Here is a 19,279-nt window from a genome sequence, read left to right on the forward strand (position 1 = left end):
AACTTGTTCGGAGTTTCCCTAGGGGAAGGTGAAGATCTACTCTGAACGCTACCACCCTTGGATATTGATCTAGCGTGAGGTCGATGGTGTGCCGGAGGCAGGACAAGTACTCTCGAATGAAGGGCCCCTTCTCGACCATCAGGGGAAAACCTTCAAAGGTGTCGTCGTAATACAGTCTGAGATTTGCATTGTCGGGATGACGAAGCAGTTGACGTTTAGAGTTATTGAGAAGACTGGACATGGTTATGATTCCTGGCTTGGTTCATAACCTGTTTGTTGTTATGTATTTTTTTACCGTGCTCTCGCCCTAGCTGCTACATGCATCAGGCAGAACTCTACCGGTAGGAAGCGCTTCGCTCTAAAGTGCCGGGTCAGAAATAACCAGTAAAAGCATATTACCCACACCGCACATGATGCTCCCGGCTATGCCGTGGTCGAGGAGTGCTTTTCTCCGGCCACGCCGGTAAATTTCCATCCAGAGTCATTCCGGAAATAAACCATCTCTCGTCGGGCTTGGCACAGCTAGATACTGACCTCCTACCCTCCCGATAGATATCAATGAGGTGCAGCATTAGGGCCCATCGAATGACAGTGGCTTCTGAGGCCTATCGCCTCACCTCGCATAATTGCCATGACCAGCCTCAGCCAGCCATGGCAATTATGATTGATGGTTAACCGACGCCTCCCAGGCGGCTATGTCGACTTAGCGAGTCCTCGGTTGAATCGCGCTCCTCAATTCTTGCCAGGATCCAGTCATGGACTTCACTTTCGACCCAGGCGACACGACGCTCCCCCAGCGGGACCGGCCTCGGGAAAGTGCCCTCCCCGATGTATTTGTAGATGGTCGACCGGGCCAAGCCGGTCGAGTCGATGACTTCTTTCAGGCGGATGATCCTCATGAACGGGCTCCTCGTATTCGTTCAGAGGATGGGCAAGGTCGGTATATAAAAACGCGGCCTCACCAACCGCTCAAGGCGGTGTAAGCAGCCCCGCATTTTGACGAACGTCCAATTCTATATCCGCCTCTCTAGCCATTCTCGTGACTTCCGGATCGTCGTACGCTCTAGTGACCAGCCAATGTTCCTGGTCACGATCCGGCGGCCCTTTAAACAACATAGCGACGTGCTCGTGACCTATCGACACATGGCCCGGCAGCAGCATGAAATCGACTTCATCAAAGGAAACGGCAGCTAACTCTGAAAAGCGCTTGGCGTACTCGTTTGCGACTTGAAATACCAGTCGCTCGAAAAAGTCGATAAGCTCGTCGTGATCCAAGGTGGCCCCATTCTTCGGATCAACCATTGGCTGCCGAAAGAAATCAGCGATCTGCTTCTTCACCGCTAAATCAACATCACGCACCTTTCTCCACGCAGCCGGGTCAGCACCAGCCCAGTGGCGTGAGAGGAAGCCTGATGCGCAGTCACAGATAAAGAACTCAAGCTGATCAAAGGTGTGCTTGGGCGCCTTCCTGAAAAGGCGCACCACGCTCTGAGGGATGTGGTATTCACGCTGGTTCAAAAAGGATTCCCGATCCCGCCAAACAGCCGTCACGTGATTACAGTCTCGATTTGGGTCATCAAGTGCCTGATGCACAGCGGTGGATACCACATCACGCACCGGAGATAGCTGCAGGTGGTTCAAATTGAGCAGATAGATGCTGGTGAGCTTCCTGGCAAAGACGGAACTCGCAATCCCAGGGATATGCCTACGAATGAAGCCCAGCTCGATCAGTCTTCGCAAGCGTTGCTTCAAGCAGTTGCCCTCCATCCCAGCCCGTGAGCAGAGCTCTCGACTGCTCAGTCCCCTGACAACCCCGAACGGATCTGCGTGGCTGATCAAGATCATGAGTAGCAAACGATTCGCCAAACTGAGTTGCCCCAACCGCACAGGCGCCACTTGCCTCCCTTCCCGCGTACCATGATTGGAGGTTGACGTCGGGTCGAGGCCTTCCTTCCAACCTGCCCAAGTTGCCCTGATGCGCTCGCCACTCAAAAGCCGCTCAAGCAACTCCGGATGCCCCAAATGCCTCTCCTCAATTTCCCGTAGCAGAGATTGAGTGGCTTCACTCACCTCGAAGATGCATTTGGGTCTCCCCTTTCCTTCAGGCCGTGCGGATACCGTCAGCACCCTGGCTTCAACCAGATGAGCCAACACCTTGGACACAGTGTGCCCCGGAAGCTTCAGGTCTTCGGCGAGTTGCTTCACCGAGCAGCTTCGGGGGGTGGCAGCACCGTAGCAACTCCAGAAAGCAATCAGGAAGAACTTCGAATCAGAGTTAACAAACCTCAGCCTTGCGTCGAGAATTCTGGGAAGCATCGAGAAACACCTTATTTTTTCACCGTAAATATACCCTATATCTAGGAGACGAAACGAAATACGCAACGATCACCCTCGCAGCACCAGCAAAGCCAAAGCGTGGCATGTGACGTTTGATAACGTTACAGTAACGCTATATATTCCAGCTAAGCGCGAGGCTTCGGTACAGGCCCGATTTCCCGCTGGGAGGATGGAATGTCAGAACCTGAAAAACCTTTGAGGTGGCTACGCAAGCAAGGTGGTGAGTGGCATTGGGCTGCCGACTATCTCGTGCAAGCGCTTGAGCCCGATCACATAAAGTCGTTAGCGCCCAATCCGTTCACACGCCTTGACACGTACGAGAGCGTGGTTTCTGTGATCAGGAAACTCCAGAGGGAACGGCCGGACGTTGTTTTCAGACTGCAAGGGACCATACGGCAACGCCGCTATCGCTCGGATAGCAATGGCAGGAAGCCTCTGACGCTCACCCTTAGCAAGGAGACAATCAGCAAACTGACCTCTCTCGCCAGGCGACACAAAGTTAGCGAGGCGGCGTTGGTCGCTAGGCTCATCACCCAAGAGGGCGAGGCCGTCGAAATCCAAAAGAATTATGAAAAGCAGCTCAAGACCGCAGTCGCCCTGGAACGTAAAAATGGTCAGCAGCGCGCTGCCTTCCTAACGGCTCAGCGGGATGAGACGCTGAAACACCTGAAACGATGTCTAGAGCTTCTTGCTCGCTGGGAACTCATGTGGCCTGAAGATAAGCCACCTGCAGCCAGCGACGATGACATCAAACAACTCGTTGAGCCCAGAATGAAGGAGCTCAACAACGCGCTAACCTACATCGCCTTCAGAGATACCATAACAACCGAACGGGAGCATTCGTAATTGACCTTCCAATCTCAGGCGCTCCAGTTACACGCCGATGAAACATGCTAGAGACACGAATTGAAGACGCGCTTCGCATTTTTACAACCAAGCACGGCCGGATAGACACCTCGATAAGGCTCAACCAAATCAGAGCAGATGCTCTTCCCTAAGCGACCGACAGACTGCTTATCGAAACCAATTGAGCGCAAGCAGAAGATATCCACCATCCAAGCACAACCTCTACTGCCACTAATGGGAAGCGCTTTCAACCAACCATTCAGGAATATCCCGCATACCGTGTAAAATGCGCTGAACATCGACATGGTCATCGCGTTCGACATAGAACACCAAGTAGGGATAGCGCTTCAGTGGCCAATAGAGCAATCCCGGCAGATCCAACCCATGAGCGTCCCGAGCTGAACCCAGGGCCGGATGCCGACTGATGTGGATATAAGTCCTTTCCAAGGCATCGATAAAACCGAGTACAGCCAGCTCGGCCTGCTCGCCAAGGTAATAGCTGATAGCGTCTTCTACGTCTTGTTGGCAAGAGTTCGTGGAATGACGGGCTTGACCTTCATCCTCGAGCCTTACGAACCTTCGCGCGCAGAGATTCGAAATAATCACCATCCACAGGAGCAGCCTGGGCCGATTCAGCCCCAGCCAATAGCAAGCTACGTAGATGATGCCGATCCTGGTACTTGCGAATCAGTTCCCGCACATATTCGCTACTGGTGCCGTAGCTTCGCTGGCTAATCTGATCATCGACTAAGGACTTGAGGGCAACTGGCAGACAGGTGTTCATGGTGCTCATGGTTTCGTCCGCATTTGACAAGTTTGCAAAATTGTACAGCCCCAACCCACGCTGGTCAGGGCACTCAACTCGAGTTCAAGCCTAAAACCACGCCAATGGCAGCCTCTCTGGAGTGGGTACAAACATGGGTAGAAAAGCAGCCACCCACAAAAAAGCCCCATTTTCAGGGGCTTTGATGAAAAATATGGCGGAAGCGTAGAGATTCGAACTCTAGGATAGTTGCCCATCGACGGTTTTCAAGACCGTTGCCTTAAACCACTCGGCCACGCTTCCAGCTCGTTTTGCGGCCGCCATAATACCGTAATGAAACAAGCTGTCAAACTCTCTGTGTCGCGGGTTGCGGGAGCTCTGATAGACTCCTAGCATCTGAACGTCTGAAAACCACAGGTTTACCAAGGAGTGTCGCCATGCGCGAACAGGATTACGCCGTACACCACGGCCAGCAGGTCGAGCAGCAGGAGATCAGCAAGGTCCTGCGCAACACGTACAGTCTGCTGGCGCTCACCCTCGCCTTCAGCGGTGTCATGGCCTTCGTGGCCCAGCAGATGCGCGTCGGCTACCCGAACGTGTTCGTAGTGCTGATCGGCTTCTACGGGCTGTTCTTCCTTACCAACAAACTGCGTGATTCGGCCTGGGGCCTGGTGTCCACCTTCGCCCTCACCGGCTTCATGGGCTTTATCCTCGGCCCTATCCTCAACCGCTACCTGGGCATGGCCGGTGGCGCCGAGGTGGTCAGCTCGGCATTTGCCATGACTGCATTGGTGTTCGGTGGTCTGTCGGCTTATGTGCTGATTACCCGCAAGGACATGAGCTTCCTCAGCGGCTTCATCACTGCGGGCTTCTTTGTCCTGCTGGGTGCTGTAGTGGCCAGCTTCTTCTTCCAGATCAGCGGCCTGCAACTAGCGATCAGCGCTGGCTTCGTGCTGTTCTCGTCGGTCTGCATCCTGTTCCAGACCAGCGCGATCATTCACGGTGGCGAGCGTAACTACATCATGGCGACCATCAGCCTGTATGTGTCGATCTACAACCTGTTTGTCAGCCTGTTGCAGCTGTTTGGCATCATGGGTCGTGATGACTGATTGATTGCTGCAAGAGAAAGCCCGCTTCGGCGGGCTTTTTTGTGGGCACTCAACTCATCGATTCAGGTAGAGCCTTGTGGGAGCGGGCGAGCCCGCGAACACCGGCGAAGCCGGTGCCATACACCGAGTCGCATTCTTCGCGGGCACGCCCGCTCCCACAGGTTCGACTCCTGGGAAAAGCGCACAATAACTGACCATAAGGTCAGATAATCAGGCAAATGGTCGTCGATCATGCCGCCATCGTGCTTTTCTCTACCCCAATTCGCCATCACCCCGTAGAATGCGCTCCTTTTTTCTTCCGGGGCAGCTTTTCGCAATGAGCTCACACGAACACAGCCCAGGCGCGGCGGCGCCTGCCAATGAACTGGTGCTTGGTCTTGAGGACAAGCCACGGCTGTTGATCGGCCTGCTGGCAGCACTGCAGCATCTGTTGGCGATCATCGTGCCGATCGTCACCCCTGGCCTGCTGATTTGCCAGGCGCTGGGGGTTTCCGCACGTGATACCAACCTGATCGTCTCCATGTCGCTGGTCATCTCGGGTATCGCCACCTTCGTCCAGTGCAAACGCTTCGGGCCGTTCGGTGCCGGGCTGCTGATCGTCCAGGGCACCAGCTTCAACTTCGTCGGCCCGCTGATTGCCGGCGGGGCGCTGATGGTCAAGCAAGGTACGCCGGTAGAAGGCGTGATGGCGGCCATCTTTGGTGTGGTAATCGCCGGCTCGTTCGTCGAGATGGGCGTGTCGCGCATCCTGCCCTTCGTCAAACGCCTGATCACCCCGCTGGTAACCGGCATCGTGGTGCTGATGATCGGCCTGACTCTGATCAAGGTCGGCCTGATCAGCATGGGTGGTGGCTTCGGCGCCATGGCCAATGGCACCTTCGCCAATGGCGAGAACCTGCTGCTGTCGGGCGTGGTGCTGGCGATCATCGTCATCCTCAACCGCATTCCGGTGGTGTGGATGCGCAGCTGCGCCATCGTTATCGCCCTGGCGGTCGGCTATGCGCTGGCCGGTTACCTGGGCCGCCTGGATTTCACCGGCATGCACGAAGCCGCGCTGTTCCAGGTGCCGACGCCGCTGCACTTCGGCCTGGGCTTCTCCTGGGCACTGTTCATCCCGATGCTGGTGATCTACCTGGTAACTTCGCTGGAAGCCATCGGTGATGTCACCGCCACCAGCAAGGTGTCGCGCCAGCCGGTCGAAGGGCCGGTGTGGATGCAGCGGATCAAGGGCGGTGTGCTGGTGAACGGGGCCAACTCGCTGCTGGCCGGTTTGTTCAACACCTTCCCAAGCTCGATCTTTGCCCAGAACAATGGCGTGATTCAGCTGACCGGGATCGCCAGCCGCCATATCGGTATGTGGATTGCCGTGATGCTGGTGCTGCTGGGGCTGTTCCCGAGCGTTGCCGGGGTGATTCAGGCGGTGCCGGAGCCGGTGCTGGGTGGTGCGGCCATGGTCATGTTCGGGGCGGTTGCGGCCTCGGGGATCAATATCCTGGCCAGCACCCGCCTGGACCGTCGTGCCCTGCTGATCATCGCTGTATCCCTGGCCCTGGGCCTGGGTGTGGCGCAGGTGCCGGAGTTCCTGGCGCACATGCCGGCGGCGATTCGCAATGTGCTGGAGTCGGGCGTGGCTACCGGGGGTATCTGTGCCCTGGTGTTGAACTGGTTCTTGCCGGAGAGCAAGGAACAGGCTTGAGCCTGGAGTCCTTCTGTCAGGGCCATGGGGCTGCTGCGCAGCCCATCGCAGGCAAGCCAGCTCCCACCTCGACCGCATTGATCTGAAGCCATGCGCAGTCCCTGTAGGAGCCTGGCTTGCCAGCGATGAGGCCAGTACAGACAACACAAGGCCGTTGCCCCTACAGGGATAGCGCCGGCCTTCAGATTGGTTCAAGACAAAAAGCCCGCCCCGCCATGTACAAGCGGGCGCGGGCTTTTTTGCTTTATCATGGCACCATTCCTTTTGCATGAGTTATCCATGAAATTCGCTATCGCGGTGTTCTCCCCGGCCCATGCGCCCTCCTCGCGGCGCGCCCTGCGCTACGCCGAGGCGGTGCTGGCCGGCGGGCATGAGATTGCCCGGCTGTTCTTCTATCAGGACGGGGTTCACAGTGCCTCGGCCAACGTGGTCGCCCCCCAGGACGAGCTGGATGTTGCCAGCCAATGGCGCGAGTTCATTGCAGCCCACCAGCTGGACGCAGTGGTGTGCATCGCCGCCGCCCTGCGCCGTGGCGTGCTCGACGAGGCCGAGGCCAACCGCTACCAGCGCCCGGCCGTGAACCTGCCCAAGCCTTGGGAGCTGTCGGGGCTTGGCCAGCTGCATGAGGCGGCGCAAGTTGCCGATCGGCTTGTCTGCTTCGGAGGCGACTGAAATGGCCAAATCCTTGTTGATCATCAGCCGCCAGGCGCCCTGGAACGGCCCATCGGCCCGTGAAGCACTGGACATCGCCCTGGCTGGCGGCGCGTTCGATCTGCCACTGGGCATGCTGTTCCTCGATGACGGCGTGTTCCAGCTCGCTGCGGACCAGCAGCCCACCGCCGTGCAACAGAAGAACCTGGCCGCCAACTTGCAGGCGCTGCCAATGTTCGGCGTCGAGGAACTGTTCGCCTGCAGCCACAGCCTCACTCGCCGCGGCCTGGTAGCCGACACTCTGACACTGCCGGTGCAAGTGCTGGACGACGCGGCCCTGACCGCACTGATCGCCCGTTTCGACCAGGTGGTAACGCTCTGATGACGACCCTGCATGTAATTGCCCACTCCCCGTTTGGCGACGAGCGCCTGGCCAGCTGCCTGCGCCTGCTCGGCACCGACGACGCCCTGCTGCTGTGCGGCGATGCTGTATATGCCCTGCGCAGCGGCAGCGAACCGCACCAACAGCTGCAAGCCGCCGGCCTGGCCCAGCGCCTGTTCGCCCTGGAAGAAGACGTGCAGGCCCGCGCGGTCGGCAACGAGCTGGCCAAGGCCGTGGACTACGCCGGGTTCGTCGAATTGTCGCTGCATTACGACAAGGTCAACAGCTGGCTATGAATACCCTCAACGTTGGCGATCAGGCGATCGCCCTGGACAAGGACGGCTTCCTGGTCGACCTGCAAGACTGGTCGCATGCCGCCGCCGAGGCTTTGGCCGCGCGCGAGGGCATCCCGTTGACGGCGGACCACTGGGAAATCCTCGAACTGCTGCGCCAGTTCTATCAGGAATACCAGCTGTCCCCGGCCACGCGCCCGCTGATCAAGTACACGGCCCTCAAACTGGGCCCGGACAAGGGCAACAGCCCGCACCTCAACCGCCTGTTCAACGGCACTCCCGCCAAACTGGCCGCCAAGCTGGCGGGCCTGCCCAAGCCGACCAACTGCATATGACAGAACCTCGCCCGCTTACCTTGGAAACCCCTACCGAACACCCGTTCGCCGAGTTCGTGCGCATTCTTGGCAAAGGCAAGCGCGGCGCGCGTGGCCTGACCCGTGAAGAGGCCCGCACGGCCATGACCCTGCTGCTGGAAGGCAAGGTCGAAGATGCCCAGCTCGGTGCCTTTCTCATGCTGCTGCGGCACAAGGAAGAAAGCGCCGAAGAACTGGCCGGCTTCACCGAGGCCCTGCGCGCCCACCTGCAGGCGCCGCGCATCGCCGTTGACCTTGACTGGCCCACCTACGCCGGCAAGAAGCGCCACCTGCCCTGGTACCTGCTGGCTGCCAAATGCCTGGCCAACAATGGCGTGCGCATCCTGATGCACGGTGGCGGTGCACACACTGCCGGGCGCATGTACACCGAGCAACTGCTGTCCTTGCTGGAAATCCCGCTATGCCGTGACTGGGCTGCGGTCAGCCGGGCCCTGGACCAGCAGCGCCTGGCCTTCTTCCCGCTGCAGGACTGGGCGCCGCAGTTGCAGCGCATGATCGACCTGCGCAACACCCTGGGCCTGCGTTCGCCCATCCATTCGCTGGCCCGGGTGCTCAACCCGCTGGCTGCGCGTTGTGGCCTGCAGAGCATCTTCCACCCCGGTTACCAGGCGGTGCACCGCGAGGCCAGCCGCCTGCTGGGCGACCATGCCTTGGTAATCAAGGGCGATGGCGGCGAGATCGAGGTTAACCCCGATGTCATCAGCCATCTGTACGGCACCACTGCCGGCGAAGCCTGGGACGAGGAATGGCCAGCGCTGAGCGAACGCCGCCACGTGAAGCCGCCAAGCCTGCAGCCCGAGCAATTGCTGGCGGTCTGGCGCGGCGAGGCCGAGGACAGCTACGGTGAAATGGCTGTGGTCGCGACCATCGCCCTGGCCCTGCGCGGCCTGGGCCAGGACCGCGAGCAGGCTTTCGCCACGGCATGTGGTTACTGGGGCGCACGCAACCAATCGAATAACTAGATAGTAAGAGTGCAGTCTTTGCGCTAGTTATTCGAACGTTTTCCCCTAGACTGGGCTCCAACGACAAACAACTTTGTTCCGAGGAGCTCACCATGGGCCTTTTGATCGATGGCCGCTGGCATGACCAGTGGTATGAAAACGGCAAGGACGGCACGTTCAAACGCGAAAACGCCCAACGCCGCAATCAGCTGCCCGCTCCCGAAGCTGGCCGTTACCACCTGTACGTCTCGCTGGCCTGCCCATGGGCACACCGCACCCTGATCTTCCGTGCCCTCAAGGGCCTGGAGCCGTTGATCGATGTGTCGGTGGTCAGCTGGCTGATGCAGGACCATGGCTGGACTTTCGACCAGCAGCAAGGCTCCAGCGGTGACCACCTCGACGCGCTGCAGTACCTGCACCAGCGCTACACCCAAGATGACCCGCACTACACTGGCCGCGTGACTGTACCGGTGCTGTGGGACAAGAAAGAGAAACGCATCGTCAACAACGAGTCGTCGGAGATCATCCGCATCTTCAACAGCGCGTTCAACGAACTGACCGGCAATACACTGGACCTGTACCCAGAGCCGCTGCGCCCGACCATCGAGGCGCTGAACGAGCGCATCTACCCGGCGGTGAACAACGGCGTGTATCGCGCAGGCTTCGCCACTACGCAGGAAGCCTACGAGGCTGCGTTTGACGAAGTGTTCAACGAACTTGACTACCTGGAAGACTTGCTGAGCCGCAACCGCTACCTGGCCGGGGAATACCTGACCGAGGCCGATGTGCGCCTGTTCACCACCCTTGTGCGCTTCGATGCGGTGTACCACGGGCATTTCAAGTGCAACCTGCGCCGCCTGAGCGATTATCACAACCTGTCGAACTGGCTGCGTGAGCTGTACCAGTGGCCGGGGGTGGCGGGCACAGTGGACATGGAGCATATCCAGAAGCACTACTACATGAGCCACAAGACCATCAACCCGAACGGGATCGTGCCCAAGGGGCCGCTGCAAGACTTCAACCTGCCGCATGATCGGGAGCGGTTGGCAGGCAAGGGGATTTGGCAGGCTTGAGATTGCAGGGGCTGCTCTGCAGCCCCAACGATTTCAACTGTTCTGCGAACCTTCGAACCAGGCCAGCTTGTCACGCAACTGCACCACTTCCCCGACAATCACCAGGGTCGGCGCATGCACTTCATGCTGGGCCACCAGGTCCGGCAAGTCCGCCAAGGTGCCGGTGAACACCCGCTGATTACGCGTAGTCCCCTGCTGCACCAGCGCCGCCGGGGTACTGGCCGCACGGCCATGGCGAATCAGCTCGGCGCAGATGGTCGGCAAGCCCACCAAGCCCATGTAGAACACCAAGGTCTGTGCCGGCGCCACCAGGTCATGCCAAGGCAGGTTGCTGGTGCCATCCTTCAGGTGCCCGGTCACGAAACGTACCGACTGGGCATAGTCGCGGTGAGTCAGCGGAATTCCACCATAGGCGGAACACCCACTGGCCGCGGTAATGCCCGGCACCACCTGGAACGGGATGCCATGCTCGGCCAATTCTTCGATCTCTTCGCCGCCCCGGCCGAAGATGAACGGGTCGCCGCCCTTCAGGCGCAGCACACGCTTGCCCTGCCGGGCCAGGTCGACCAGCAGGCGGTTGATCTGGTCCTGAGGCACGGCATGGTCGGCGCGACGCTTGCCCACGTAGATACGCTCGGCATCGCGGCGGCACATCTCGATGATCGCCGGTGCCACCAGGCGGTCGTACAGCACCACGTCGGCCTGCTGCATCAGGCGCAAGGCACGGAAGGTCAGCAAGTCCGGATCGCCCGGGCCCGCCCCCACCAGGTACACCTCACCGCCCTGCTGCACCGGCGCACCGTCGACCATCGCCTGCAACAGGCGCTCGGCCTCGGCGCCCTGCCCGGCCAGCTGGCGCTCGGCAATCGGCCCCTGAAACACGGTTTCCCAGAAGCCACGGCGCTGGTTGACATCCGGGTACAAGGCCTTGACCTTGTCGCGGAAGCGCGCGGCCAAGCCGGCCAGCTCGCCATAGGCGGACGGGATCCAGGCCTCCAGCTTGGCGCGAATCAAACGCGCCAGCACCGGAGCATCACCGCCACTGGACACCGCAACCACCAACGGCGAACGGTCGACGATCGCCGGGAAGATCACCGTGCACAGGGCCGGCGCATCCACCACGTTGACCGGCAGGCTGAGGGCCTGCGCATCCGCCGACACCTGGGCATTGAGCCCGGGGTCGTCGGTGGCCGCGATCACCAGCCGGCAACCGACCAGGTCGGCTGCCTGATAGCCGCGCACCAGCACCTCGCCGCCACCTTCCCGGGCCAGCGCGGCCAGCTGGCCGTCGACATCCGGTGCCACCACGCGCAGCGCGGCGCCGGCATCGGCCAGCAGGCGCGCCTTGCGCAAGGCGATCTCACCGCCGCCAACGACCAGCACGCGGCCGCCCTGCAGCTTGTGGAACAGCGGCAGGTAATCCATTTAGCGGATAACCTCGACACCGCCCATGTAAGGCTTCAGCACTTCCGGCACACGGATCGAACCGTCGGCCTGCTGGTAGTTTTCCAGCACGGCAACCAGGGTACGGCCTACGGCCAGGCCGGAGCCGTTGAGGGTGTGCACCAGCTCTGGCTTGCCGGTTTCCGGGTTGCGCCAGCGGGCCTGCATGCGGCGCGCCTGGAAGTCACCGCAGTTGGAGCACGAGCTGATTTCGCGGTACTTGTCCTGGCTTGGCACCCACACTTCCAGGTCGTAGGTCTTCACCGCACCAAAGCCCATGTCGCCGGTGCACAGGGCCAGCACGCGGTACGGCAGCTCCAGCAGCTGCAGCACGCGCTCGGCGTTGGCAGTCAGGCCTTCCAGGGCTTCCATCGACTTGGACGGCTCGACCACCTGCACCATCTCGACCTTGTCGAACTGGTGCTGGCGGATCATGCCGCGGGTGTCACGGCCGGAAGCACCGGCTTCGCTGCGGAAGCACGGGGTGTGGGCAACCAGTTTCAGTGGCAGCTGCTTGGCGTCGAGGATTTCACCGGCCACCAGGTTGGTCAGCGACACTTCGGCGGTCGGGATCAGGTAGAAGTCGGCCTCGCCTTCGCGGCTGATCTTGAACAGGTCTTCCTCGAACTTCGGCAGCTGGCCGGTGCCCTGCAGGGCCGGGGCCTGGACCAGGTACGGGGTGTAGTGCTCCTCGTAGCCGTGCTCGCCGGTGTGCAGGTTGATCATGAACTGCGCCAGGGCGCGGTGCAGGCGGGCGATCGGGCCGCGCAACACGGCAAAGCGTGCGCCAGACAGCTTGGCGGCGGCTTCGAAGTCCAGGCCACCGCTGACTTCGCCAAGGGCGACGTGGTCCTTGATTTCGAAGTCGAAAGCCTTCGGCGTGCCCCAACGGCGCACTTCGACGTTGTCGTCTTCGCTGGCACCGACCGGTACGCTGGCGTCCGGCAGGTTGGGAATGGTCAGCAGGATGCCATCCAGTTCGGCCTGAATGCCGTCCAGCTCGGTCTTGCCGGCAGCCAGTTCGTTGGCCATGCGCTCGACGTCGGCCATCAGCGGCGCAATGTCTTCGCCCTTGGCCTTGGCCTGGCCGATGGACTTGGAACGGGCGTTACGCTCGGCCTGCAGCTGCTCGGTGCGGGTCTGCACAGCCTTGCGGCGCTCTTCCAGTGATTCGATGCGCGCGACATCCAGGCTGAAGCCACGGGAGGCCAGGCGATCCGCCACTTCCTGAAGTTGGCCGCGTAACAGTTTGGAATCGAGCATATCGTTCTCTCGTTATGTGTAGGTGTTGGTTCAGAATCGGGTCAGGGACAGGCCGGCCCAGGTCGCGAGCAGCCCGCCCACCACGCTGATACCGGTATAGCCCAGAGCCAGCGGCACTTGCCCGCTTTCCAGCAGGCGTACGGTATCCAGCGAAAAGGAGGAAAAAGTCGTCAGGCCACCAAGGAAGCCGACGATCAGCCCGGCGCGCAGCTCGACCGGCACGATCGGCTTGTGCAGGAACAGGCCATAGAGCAGGCCGATCAGCAGGCAGCCAACCAGGTTGACCGCCAGCGTACCGAGATAGAAGTGCCGTGGCCAGTGGGCAGCCACCCAGTTGGTGGTAGCAAAGCGCAACAAGGTACCGGCAATACCGCCAGCGCTGACGGCGGCAATCAGTGCAATCACGGTTTTCTCCGGCGGCGGGGGCTGTTGCGGTCAAGGTCGGCCAGGTGGCGCAGCTTCTCGCCAATCTTCAGTTCCAGGCCACGGGGCACCGGCTGGTAGTACTGGCGCGGCTCGAGCTCCTCGGGGAAGTAGTCTTCGCCCGCGGCATAGGCGTCGGGTTCATCGTGGGCATAGCGGTACTCGTCGCCATAGCCCAGTTGCTTCATCAGCTTGGTCGGGGCGTTGCGCAGGTGCAGCGGCACTTCCAGCGAACCGTGCTCGGCAGCCTCGCGCAGGGCGGTCTTGAAGCCCATGTATACCGCGTTGCTCTTCGGTGCGCAGGCGAGGTAGGTGATGGCCTGGGCCACCGCCAGTTCGCCCTCGGGGCTGCCCAGGCGCTCTTGCACATCCCAGGCCGCCAGGCACAGGCTGAGCGCCCGCGGGTCGGCGTTGCCGATGTCCTCGCTGGCCATGCGCACCACGCGGCGGGCGATGTACAGCGGGTCGCAGCCGCCGTCGAGCATGCGCGCGAACCAGTACAGGGCGCCATCGGGGTTGGAGCCGCGCACCGACTTGTGCAGCGCGGAAATCTGGTCGTAGAACGCCTCGCCCCCCTTGTCGAAGCGGCGGCGGCTGTCGCCGAGCAGGCTCTGCAGCATCTCGACGTCGATCTCGCTGCCGTCTTCAGCCAGGTCCGAGGCGTTTTCCAGGAAGTTGAGCATGCGCCGGCCATCACCATCGGCGGCGGCCATCAGCATCTTGAAGGCGTCGTCACCAACCCGCAGGTTGCGCTTGCCCAGGCCGCGTTCTTCAGTCAGCGCGCGGTTGACCAGCTTGCGCAGCGCCGCCTCGTCCAGGCTCTTGAGCACATACACCCGCGCCCGCGACAGCAATGCGTTGTTCAGCTCGAACGACGGGTTTTCGGTGGTGGCGCCAATGAACAGCAGGGTGCCGTCTTCCACATAGGGCAGGAAGGCATCCTGCTGCGACTTGTTGAAGCGGTGCACTTCGTCGACGAACAGGATGGTACGGCGGCCGTACTGGCCAGCCTGCTGCTTGGCCACCTCGACCGCCTGGCGAATTTCCTTCACCCCGGCCAGTACCGCCGACACCGTTTCGAAGTGCGCGTCGCAGAACTGCGCCAGCAGCCGCGCGAGAGTGGTCTTGCCCACCCCTGGCGGCCCCCAGAAGATCATCGAGTGCAGCGCACCCTGCTCCAGCGCCTCGCGCAGCGGTTTGCCGCGCGCCAGCAGGTGCTCCTGGCCGACGTACTCGTCCAGGTTGGACGGGCGCAGGCGAGCGGCCAGGGGCTGGGCGACGGGTTCGCTTCGAAACAGGTCCATGGCGAGTTCTGGTTACTCCTTGATGACGTCCGCGCCTTTGGGGATGTCGAACTTGAACTTGCTGTCCGGCACCGCCTGGTTGGCTTTCACGCCATTGAACAGGATGTTGGTGCGCTGGCCGACGCTGTCGATCAGCTGCATGTCGTTGATCAGGCCCTTGCGGAACGACACGCGCAGCGAGTCGAACAGGGTGTCCTTGGTCTTCGGCTTGAGGGTGAAGTCCATCACTTCGCCCTGCTCCTTCGAGCTGATGTCGAAGCTCTGGCTGATCTTCGACACGTCACCGGACAGCAGCAGCGCCGGGGTCTGGTTCAGGCGCTGGTCAAGCTTCTTGATGGTCGCCTGCTCCAGGTCCGGGTCCCACAGGGTGACGTTCTTGCCGTCGGATACCACCACCTGCTCCTGCGGCGCATCGGTGTGCCAGTAGAACAGGCCCGGGCGCTTGACGGTCATCTTGCCGGAGGTTTCCTGCAGGCTGGTGCCGCCGGCGTCCAGGGTCAGTTGGGAAAAGTTGGCCTCGATGGTCTGCGACTTTTCCAGCAATTGGGTCAGGCGTTGTACGTCTTGCTCACCGGCAAAAGCCGATACGGTGGCCGACACAGAAGCCGCGGCCAGGGCAGAAACCAACAGCATGCGAATCGCGCGCATGGGAGTCCTCATCGAGCATTGAAAAGGCCGGGCGCCACCGTTGGCGCCCGGCAAGGTGTTCGTCAGTCGCGCGGGCCGCCCGGGGCTATCACTTCCCGCGAGCCGTTGCTGTTCATGGGGGTGACCACGCCGGCCATTTCCATGGCTTCGATCATGCGGGCGGCGCGGTTGTAGCCGATCTTCAGTTTGCGCTGCACGGCCGAGATGGACGCGCGGCGGCTTTCCAGCACGAACTGCACGGCCTCATCATACAGGGCGTCGCTTTCCGAATCTTCGCCATCGCCACCACCGCCGCCGCCTTCGAAGCCACTGCCGGCCTCCTCGACGCCGTTGAGGATGTCGTCGTTGTAGTCCGGGGCGCCGCGCAGCTTCCACGCTTCCACCACGCGGTGCACCTCGTCGTCGGAGACGAACGCGCCGTGCACACGAATCGGCAGGCTGGTGCCCGGCGGCATGTACAGCATGTCACCGTGGCCCAGCAGCTGCTCGGCACCACCCTGGTCGATGATGGTCCGCGAGTCGATCTTGCTCGACACCTGGAACGCCATGCGGGTCGGGATGTTGGCCTTGATCAGGCCGGTAATCACGTCCACCGATGGGCGCTGGGTAGCGAGGATCAGGTGGATACCGGCCGCACGTGCCTTCTGGGCGATACGGGCGATCAGCTCTTCGACCTTCTTGCCGACGATCATCATCATGTCGGCGAATTCGTCGACCACCACCACGATGGTCGGCAGGGTTTTCAGCGCAGGCGGCTCATCGTCCATGCTCTCGCGGCGGTACAGCGGGTCATGGATGATTTCGCCGGCTTCCTGGGCGTCCTTGATCTTGCGGTTGAAGCCGGCCAGGTTACGCACGCCCATGGCCGCCATCAGCTTGTAGCGCCGCTCCATCTCGGCCACGCTCCAGCGCAGGGCGTTGGCGGCGTCCTTCATGTCGGTGACCACCGGGCACAGCAGGTGCGGGATGCCCTCGTAGATCGACAGTTCGAGCATTTTCGGGTCGATCATGATCAGCCGCGCGTCTTCCGGGCTGGACTTGAACAGGATCGACAGGATCATCGCGTTCACACCCACCGACTTACCGGAACCGGTAGTACCGGCCACCAGCAGGTGCGGCATCTTGGCCAGGTCGGTGATCACCGGCTTGCCGCCGATGCCGTGGCCCAGGGCCAGGGTGACCGGCGATTTCTGCTCGTCGTACTGCGGCGTGGCCAGCACTTCGGAGAAACGCACCATCTGCCGGTTCTCGTTGGGGATCTCGATACCCACGGTGGTCTTGCCGGGGATGACCTCGACCACACGCACACTGGTCACTGCCAGCGAACGCGCCAGGTCCTTGGCCAGGTTGGCGATACGGCTGACCTTCACGCCGGCGGCCGGCTGGATTTCGTAACGGGTAATCACCGGGCCAGGGTGGATCGAGTCCACCGCCACTTCCACGCCGAATTCCTTGAGTTTGATTTCCAGCAGCTGGCCGACACCGGCCAGGGATTCCGGCGAGTACTCGATCTTCTTCTGTTCGGCCGGGTCGAGGATTGAGATCGACGGCAAGGTACCTTCCACCGCGCTGTCGACGAACAGCGGCGCCTGCTTCTCCTTCATCACCCGCTTGCTCGGCTCCGGCGCCCTGGCGGGTGTCGGCGGCACGATCATCGGGGCCGCGGCAGGTGGTTCGCGGGAGATTACCGGCTCACGAGGTGCCGGCGACTCGCGTGGCACCACAGGCTCGCGCGACAGGGTTGGCTCACGTGGTTCGACCGACTGGGCAGGTGCTTCTTCACGCTTGAAGATGCGCTCGCGCAGCGCCGGCTTGGCCGGTTCGCGCTTGTCGGCGGCCATCGGCGCGGCCTTGACCACCGGTTCATCCTCGCGCAGCTGCGCCTCCAGGCGCTTGCGTTCGTTGCGTGCTTCCCACCAACGGTTGGCGGCGCCCTGCACCAGCTCGAACAGGTCGAGGGTGATCTTGCCGGTCAGGTCCATCACCTTGAACCACGACAGGTCGGTGAACACGGTCAAGCCGAACAGGAACAGGGCAATGAACATCAGCGTGCTGCCCTGCACGTTCAGCAGGTTGCGCGCCAGGTCGCCCAGGCTCTCGCCCAGCGCACCACCGGCGGAGAACGGCATGCTCGCAGGCGGGTGGAAATGGATATGCGCCAGCGCCGCACCAGACAGCACCAGGAACACCAGGCCGATCAGCCGCCAGGAGAACAGCCAGCCGCTCCAGTCCCAGGGCTGGTGGCGTTCGCGGAAGATCTGCCAGGTCTTTATCGCCAGCAGCAGCGGGAAGATGTAGGCGAAGTACCCCAGCACCATGAACAGGATGTCGGCGAAGTAGGCACCGGCACGCCCGGCGGCGTTCTGCACCTGGTCGACGTTGCTGGTGTGGCTGAAGCCCGGGTCCGACGTATCGTAGGTCAGCAGCGCCATCCACAGGTACAGGCACAGGGCGCCGACAGCGATCAACGCACCTTCCTTGAGGCGATAATGCAGCTGCTGCCGCCACAGGGGGACGGGCAAGGGAGCTGGAGTTGCGGTGGATTTCTTCAAAACGCGTCTATTCCTGCGCGTGCTGCGCGTCCAATAGTGATCAGCCGACGGTGCGGCCAATGAACCACTACTTTTAACATTACTGCCCGCCAGCCGCCATGGCGGCACGCCAGATGGGGGTATGGCCGGGGGCGACTTTCATATAGCTGCAATTTGAGCATGCATTTTCTTTTGTGACAAAGGCTTATGCTGTGTTTTTGCACAGGTGTGACAGCAAATGTAGCGGATGGTGCCTGCTGTCTCATGAATGTGTAGGAAATTGCCTATTTTCATCGCCTGTGCCGGCCTCTTCGCGGGCTTGCCCGCTCCCCCAGGTACCCCCGCAGGCTTCAGAGCCTGCACATGGCCTGCGGGAGCGGGCGCGCCCGCGAAGAAGCCAAAGAGATTGACCCTGCTTTTCACCCGCGCCATGCTGCCCTCTCCCCTCCCCCACCGCACGATAGACCATGCTCACCTGGCTGACCCGCGACTCGCTGACCTTCCCGCCACTGGAAAAGGCCCTGCACGACCCCAACGGCCTGCTCGCTGCCGGCGGCGACCTGAGCCCCGAGCGCCTGGTGCAGGCCTATCGCCATGGCTGCTTCCCGTGGTACCAGGACGGCCAGCCGATCCTCTGGTGGTCGCCCGACCCGCGCACGGTGCTGCTCCCGGACCAGCTGCACGTGTCGCGCTCGCTGGCCAAGCTGATGCGCCAGGGTCGTTACCAGGTCAGCTTCGACACCGACTTCCCGGCGGTGATCGCCGCCTGCGCCGCGCCACGCGACTACGCCGACGGTACCTGGATCACCGACACCATGCGCGCCGCCTACTGCGAGCTTCACCGGCGCGGTATCGCCCATTCGGTGGAGGTGCGCCAGGATGGCGAGCTGGTCGGCGGCCTGTACGGCCTGGCCATGGGCCAGCTGTTCTTCGGCGAATCGATGTTCAGCCGCGCCGACAACGCCTCCAAGGTCGGCTTCGTGACCCTGGTCAACCACCTGCGCCAGGCCGGCTTCGTCCTCATCGACTGCCAGATGCCGACCAACCACCTGCACAGCCTGGGCGCCCACGCCATCAGCCGCGCCGAGTTCGCCGGCTACCTGGCACGCCACCTCGACCAGCCCAACAGCGCCACATGGCTTCCCTAGGCGAGTTCCCATAGCTGGCTTACACTTAAAGCAAAGTCTCACCGAGGGGGTTGA

The 19,279-nt window shown here is 61.7% G+C and carries 20 protein-coding genes, 1 tRNA gene and 2 pseudogenes; 10 read left to right on the forward strand and 13 right to left on the reverse strand.

Features of this window, described 5'->3' with window-relative positions; genetic code table 11:
• The 3 genes and pseudogenes from B2790_RS22245 to B2790_RS22255 form a co-directional block, all read right to left on the reverse strand.
• Window positions 1-241: pseudogene (locus B2790_RS22245) on the reverse strand (inovirus Gp2 family protein); the annotation flags it as partial.
• Between the two features lie 430 nt (window positions 242-671).
• Entirely contained in the window at window positions 672-899 is a 228-nt protein-coding gene (locus B2790_RS22250) for a helix-turn-helix transcriptional regulator (RefSeq protein WP_041505788.1), read from the reverse strand.
• A 70-nt stretch (window positions 900-969) separates the two neighbouring features.
• Window positions 970-2,316, reverse strand: a complete 1,347-nt coding sequence (locus tag B2790_RS22255) for a hypothetical protein (protein ID WP_286919783.1) — start codon at window positions 2,314-2,316, stop codon at window positions 970-972.
• A gap of 195 nt (window positions 2,317-2,511) precedes the next feature.
• Between B2790_RS22255 and B2790_RS22260 the strand changes: the two genes are divergently transcribed.
• Window positions 2,512-3,183, forward strand: coding sequence for a hypothetical protein (locus tag B2790_RS22260; protein WP_096010196.1), 672 nt, complete (start codon window positions 2,512-2,514; stop codon window positions 3,181-3,183).
• A gap of 231 nt (window positions 3,184-3,414) precedes the next feature.
• Here the strand turns inward: B2790_RS22260 and B2790_RS22265 are convergent.
• The 3 genes and pseudogenes from B2790_RS22265 to B2790_RS22275 form a co-directional block, all read right to left on the reverse strand.
• Window positions 3,415-3,743, reverse strand: a pseudogene (locus B2790_RS22265) (type II toxin-antitoxin system RelE/ParE family toxin).
• Complete coding sequence (locus B2790_RS22270; protein WP_080889256.1) at window positions 3,740-3,976, reverse strand: ribbon-helix-helix domain-containing protein; 237 nt, start codon at window positions 3,974-3,976, stop codon at window positions 3,740-3,742. Before B2790_RS22270 ends, B2790_RS22265 begins: the two are co-directional and overlap by 4 nt.
• Before the next feature lie 185 nt (window positions 3,977-4,161).
• A tRNA-Ser gene (locus B2790_RS22275) sits at window positions 4,162-4,249 on the reverse strand.
• Between the two features lie 134 nt (window positions 4,250-4,383).
• On the opposite strand from B2790_RS22275, the gene B2790_RS22280 reads away from it, so the two are divergent.
• The 8 genes from B2790_RS22280 to B2790_RS22315 all read left to right on the forward strand — a co-directional run bounded on the left by B2790_RS22280 (window position 4,384) and on the right by B2790_RS22315 (window position 10,465).
• Entirely contained in the window at window positions 4,384-5,055 is a 672-nt protein-coding gene (locus tag B2790_RS22280; RefSeq protein WP_003251184.1) for a Bax inhibitor-1/YccA family protein, read from the forward strand.
• Between the two features lie 316 nt (window positions 5,056-5,371).
• The gene (locus B2790_RS22285) at window positions 5,372-6,751 is read left to right on the forward strand and encodes a nucleobase:cation symporter-2 family protein (RefSeq protein WP_013973275.1); all 1,380 of its coding nucleotides are present in this window, start codon (window positions 5,372-5,374) and stop codon (window positions 6,749-6,751) included.
• Between the two features lie 279 nt (window positions 6,752-7,030).
• Window positions 7,031-7,423 (forward strand): sulfurtransferase complex subunit TusD, encoded by a 393-nt coding sequence (gene tusD, locus B2790_RS22290; RefSeq protein ID WP_061551162.1) that lies wholly within the window; start codon window positions 7,031-7,033, stop codon window positions 7,421-7,423.
• Between the two features lies 1 nt (window position 7,424).
• On the forward strand, window positions 7,425-7,784 hold the full coding sequence (gene tusC, locus B2790_RS22295) for a sulfurtransferase complex subunit TusC (RefSeq protein ID WP_286919784.1): 360 nt from the start codon (window positions 7,425-7,427) through the stop codon (window positions 7,782-7,784).
• Window positions 7,784-8,080, forward strand: coding sequence for a sulfurtransferase complex subunit TusB (gene tusB, locus B2790_RS22300; protein ID WP_085614914.1), 297 nt, complete (start codon window positions 7,784-7,786; stop codon window positions 8,078-8,080). Before tusC ends, tusB begins: the two co-directional genes overlap by 1 nt.
• Complete coding sequence (locus B2790_RS22305; RefSeq protein WP_025339766.1) at window positions 8,077-8,412, forward strand: TusE/DsrC/DsvC family sulfur relay protein; 336 nt, start codon at window positions 8,077-8,079, stop codon at window positions 8,410-8,412. The genes tusB and B2790_RS22305 overlap by 4 nt, the downstream gene beginning before the upstream one ends.
• The gene (locus tag B2790_RS22310) at window positions 8,409-9,413 is read left to right on the forward strand and encodes a glycosyl transferase family protein (protein ID WP_286919785.1); all 1,005 of its coding nucleotides are present in this window, start codon (window positions 8,409-8,411) and stop codon (window positions 9,411-9,413) included. Before B2790_RS22305 ends, B2790_RS22310 begins: the two co-directional genes overlap by 4 nt.
• A 92-nt stretch (window positions 9,414-9,505) precedes the next feature.
• A complete protein-coding gene (locus tag B2790_RS22315; RefSeq protein WP_013973281.1) occupies window positions 9,506-10,465 on the forward strand; it encodes a glutathione S-transferase family protein in 960 nt (319 codons plus the stop codon).
• Window positions 10,466-10,498: 33 nt separating this feature from the next.
• Here B2790_RS22315 and cysG read toward each other — a convergent pair whose 3' ends face one another.
• From cysG to B2790_RS22350, 7 genes are all read right to left on the reverse strand, one after another.
• Entirely contained in the window at window positions 10,499-11,890 is a 1,392-nt protein-coding gene (cysG, locus tag B2790_RS22320) for a siroheme synthase CysG (RefSeq protein ID WP_013973282.1), read from the reverse strand.
• A complete protein-coding gene (gene serS, locus B2790_RS22325) occupies window positions 11,891-13,171 on the reverse strand; it encodes a serine--tRNA ligase (protein ID WP_025339770.1) in 1,281 nt (426 codons plus the stop codon).
• A 30-nt stretch (window positions 13,172-13,201) separates the two neighbouring features.
• Entirely contained in the window at window positions 13,202-13,576 is a 375-nt protein-coding gene (gene crcB / locus B2790_RS22330; RefSeq protein ID WP_025339771.1) for a fluoride efflux transporter CrcB, read from the reverse strand.
• The gene (locus tag B2790_RS22335) at window positions 13,573-14,898 is read right to left on the reverse strand and encodes a replication-associated recombination protein A (protein WP_286919786.1); all 1,326 of its coding nucleotides are present in this window, start codon (window positions 14,896-14,898) and stop codon (window positions 13,573-13,575) included. The genes crcB and B2790_RS22335 overlap by 4 nt, the downstream gene beginning before the upstream one ends.
• 12 nt (window positions 14,899-14,910) lie before the next feature.
• Window positions 14,911-15,546, reverse strand: coding sequence for an outer membrane lipoprotein chaperone LolA (gene lolA / locus B2790_RS22340; protein ID WP_003258873.1), 636 nt, complete (start codon window positions 15,544-15,546; stop codon window positions 14,911-14,913).
• Between the two features lie 62 nt (window positions 15,547-15,608).
• Window positions 15,609-18,158: a DNA translocase FtsK gene (locus B2790_RS22345; protein WP_414708603.1), complete on the reverse strand. Its 2,550-nt coding sequence runs from the start codon at window positions 18,156-18,158 to the stop codon at window positions 15,609-15,611.
• A gap of 78 nt (window positions 18,159-18,236) precedes the next feature.
• Window positions 18,237-18,509, reverse strand: coding sequence for a hypothetical protein (locus tag B2790_RS22350; RefSeq protein WP_128637283.1), 273 nt, complete (start codon window positions 18,507-18,509; stop codon window positions 18,237-18,239).
• 35 nt (window positions 18,510-18,544) lie between these two features.
• Between B2790_RS22350 and aat the strand changes: the two genes are divergently transcribed.
• Window positions 18,545-19,225: a leucyl/phenylalanyl-tRNA--protein transferase gene (gene aat / locus B2790_RS22355; protein WP_075045644.1), complete on the forward strand. Its 681-nt coding sequence runs from the start codon at window positions 18,545-18,547 to the stop codon at window positions 19,223-19,225.
• Window positions 19,226-19,279: the final 54 nt, after the last annotated feature.

This window comes from Pseudomonas sp. UBA6753, assembly GCF_002453565.1.
In the GTDB taxonomy this organism is placed as follows: Bacteria; Pseudomonadota; Gammaproteobacteria; order Pseudomonadales; family Pseudomonadaceae; genus Aquipseudomonas; species Aquipseudomonas putida_Z.

Bases quoted from the DNA above. Each gene is read 5' to 3' on its own strand.
- B2790_RS22250 (WP_041505788.1), bottom strand. From the start codon at position 899: ATGAGGATCATCCGCCTGAAAGAAGTCATCGACTCGACCGGCTTGGCC.
- B2790_RS22255 (WP_286919783.1), bottom strand. From the start codon at position 2,316: ATGCTTCCCAGAATTCTCGACGCAAGGCTGAGGTTTGTTAACTCTGAT.
- B2790_RS22260 (WP_096010196.1), top strand. From the start codon at position 2,512: ATGTCAGAACCTGAAAAACCTTTGAGGTGGCTACGCAAGCAAGGTGGT.
- B2790_RS22270 (WP_080889256.1), bottom strand. From the start codon at position 3,976: ATGAGCACCATGAACACCTGTCTGCCAGTTGCCCTCAAGTCCTTAGTC.
- B2790_RS22280 (WP_003251184.1), top strand. From the start codon at position 4,384: ATGCGCGAACAGGATTACGCCGTACACCACGGCCAGCAGGTCGAGCAG.
- B2790_RS22285 (WP_013973275.1), top strand. From the start codon at position 5,372: ATGAGCTCACACGAACACAGCCCAGGCGCGGCGGCGCCTGCCAATGAA.
- tusD (WP_061551162.1), top strand. From the start codon at position 7,031: ATGAAATTCGCTATCGCGGTGTTCTCCCCGGCCCATGCGCCCTCCTCG.
- tusC (WP_286919784.1), top strand. From the start codon at position 7,425: ATGGCCAAATCCTTGTTGATCATCAGCCGCCAGGCGCCCTGGAACGGC.
- tusB (WP_085614914.1), top strand. From the start codon at position 7,784: ATGACGACCCTGCATGTAATTGCCCACTCCCCGTTTGGCGACGAGCGC.
- B2790_RS22305 (WP_025339766.1), top strand. From the start codon at position 8,077: ATGAATACCCTCAACGTTGGCGATCAGGCGATCGCCCTGGACAAGGAC.
- B2790_RS22310 (WP_286919785.1), top strand. From the start codon at position 8,409: ATGACAGAACCTCGCCCGCTTACCTTGGAAACCCCTACCGAACACCCG.
- B2790_RS22315 (WP_013973281.1), top strand. From the start codon at position 9,506: ATGGGCCTTTTGATCGATGGCCGCTGGCATGACCAGTGGTATGAAAAC.
- cysG (WP_013973282.1), bottom strand. From the start codon at position 11,890: ATGGATTACCTGCCGCTGTTCCACAAGCTGCAGGGCGGCCGCGTGCTG.
- serS (WP_025339770.1), bottom strand. From the start codon at position 13,171: ATGCTCGATTCCAAACTGTTACGCGGCCAACTTCAGGAAGTGGCGGAT.
- B2790_RS22335 (WP_286919786.1), bottom strand. From the start codon at position 14,898: ATGGACCTGTTTCGAAGCGAACCCGTCGCCCAGCCCCTGGCCGCTCGC.
- lolA (WP_003258873.1), bottom strand. From the start codon at position 15,546: ATGCGCGCGATTCGCATGCTGTTGGTTTCTGCCCTGGCCGCGGCTTCT.
- B2790_RS22350 (WP_128637283.1), bottom strand. From the start codon at position 18,509: ATGGCGCGGGTGAAAAGCAGGGTCAATCTCTTTGGCTTCTTCGCGGGC.
- aat (WP_075045644.1), top strand. From the start codon at position 18,545: ATGCTCACCTGGCTGACCCGCGACTCGCTGACCTTCCCGCCACTGGAA.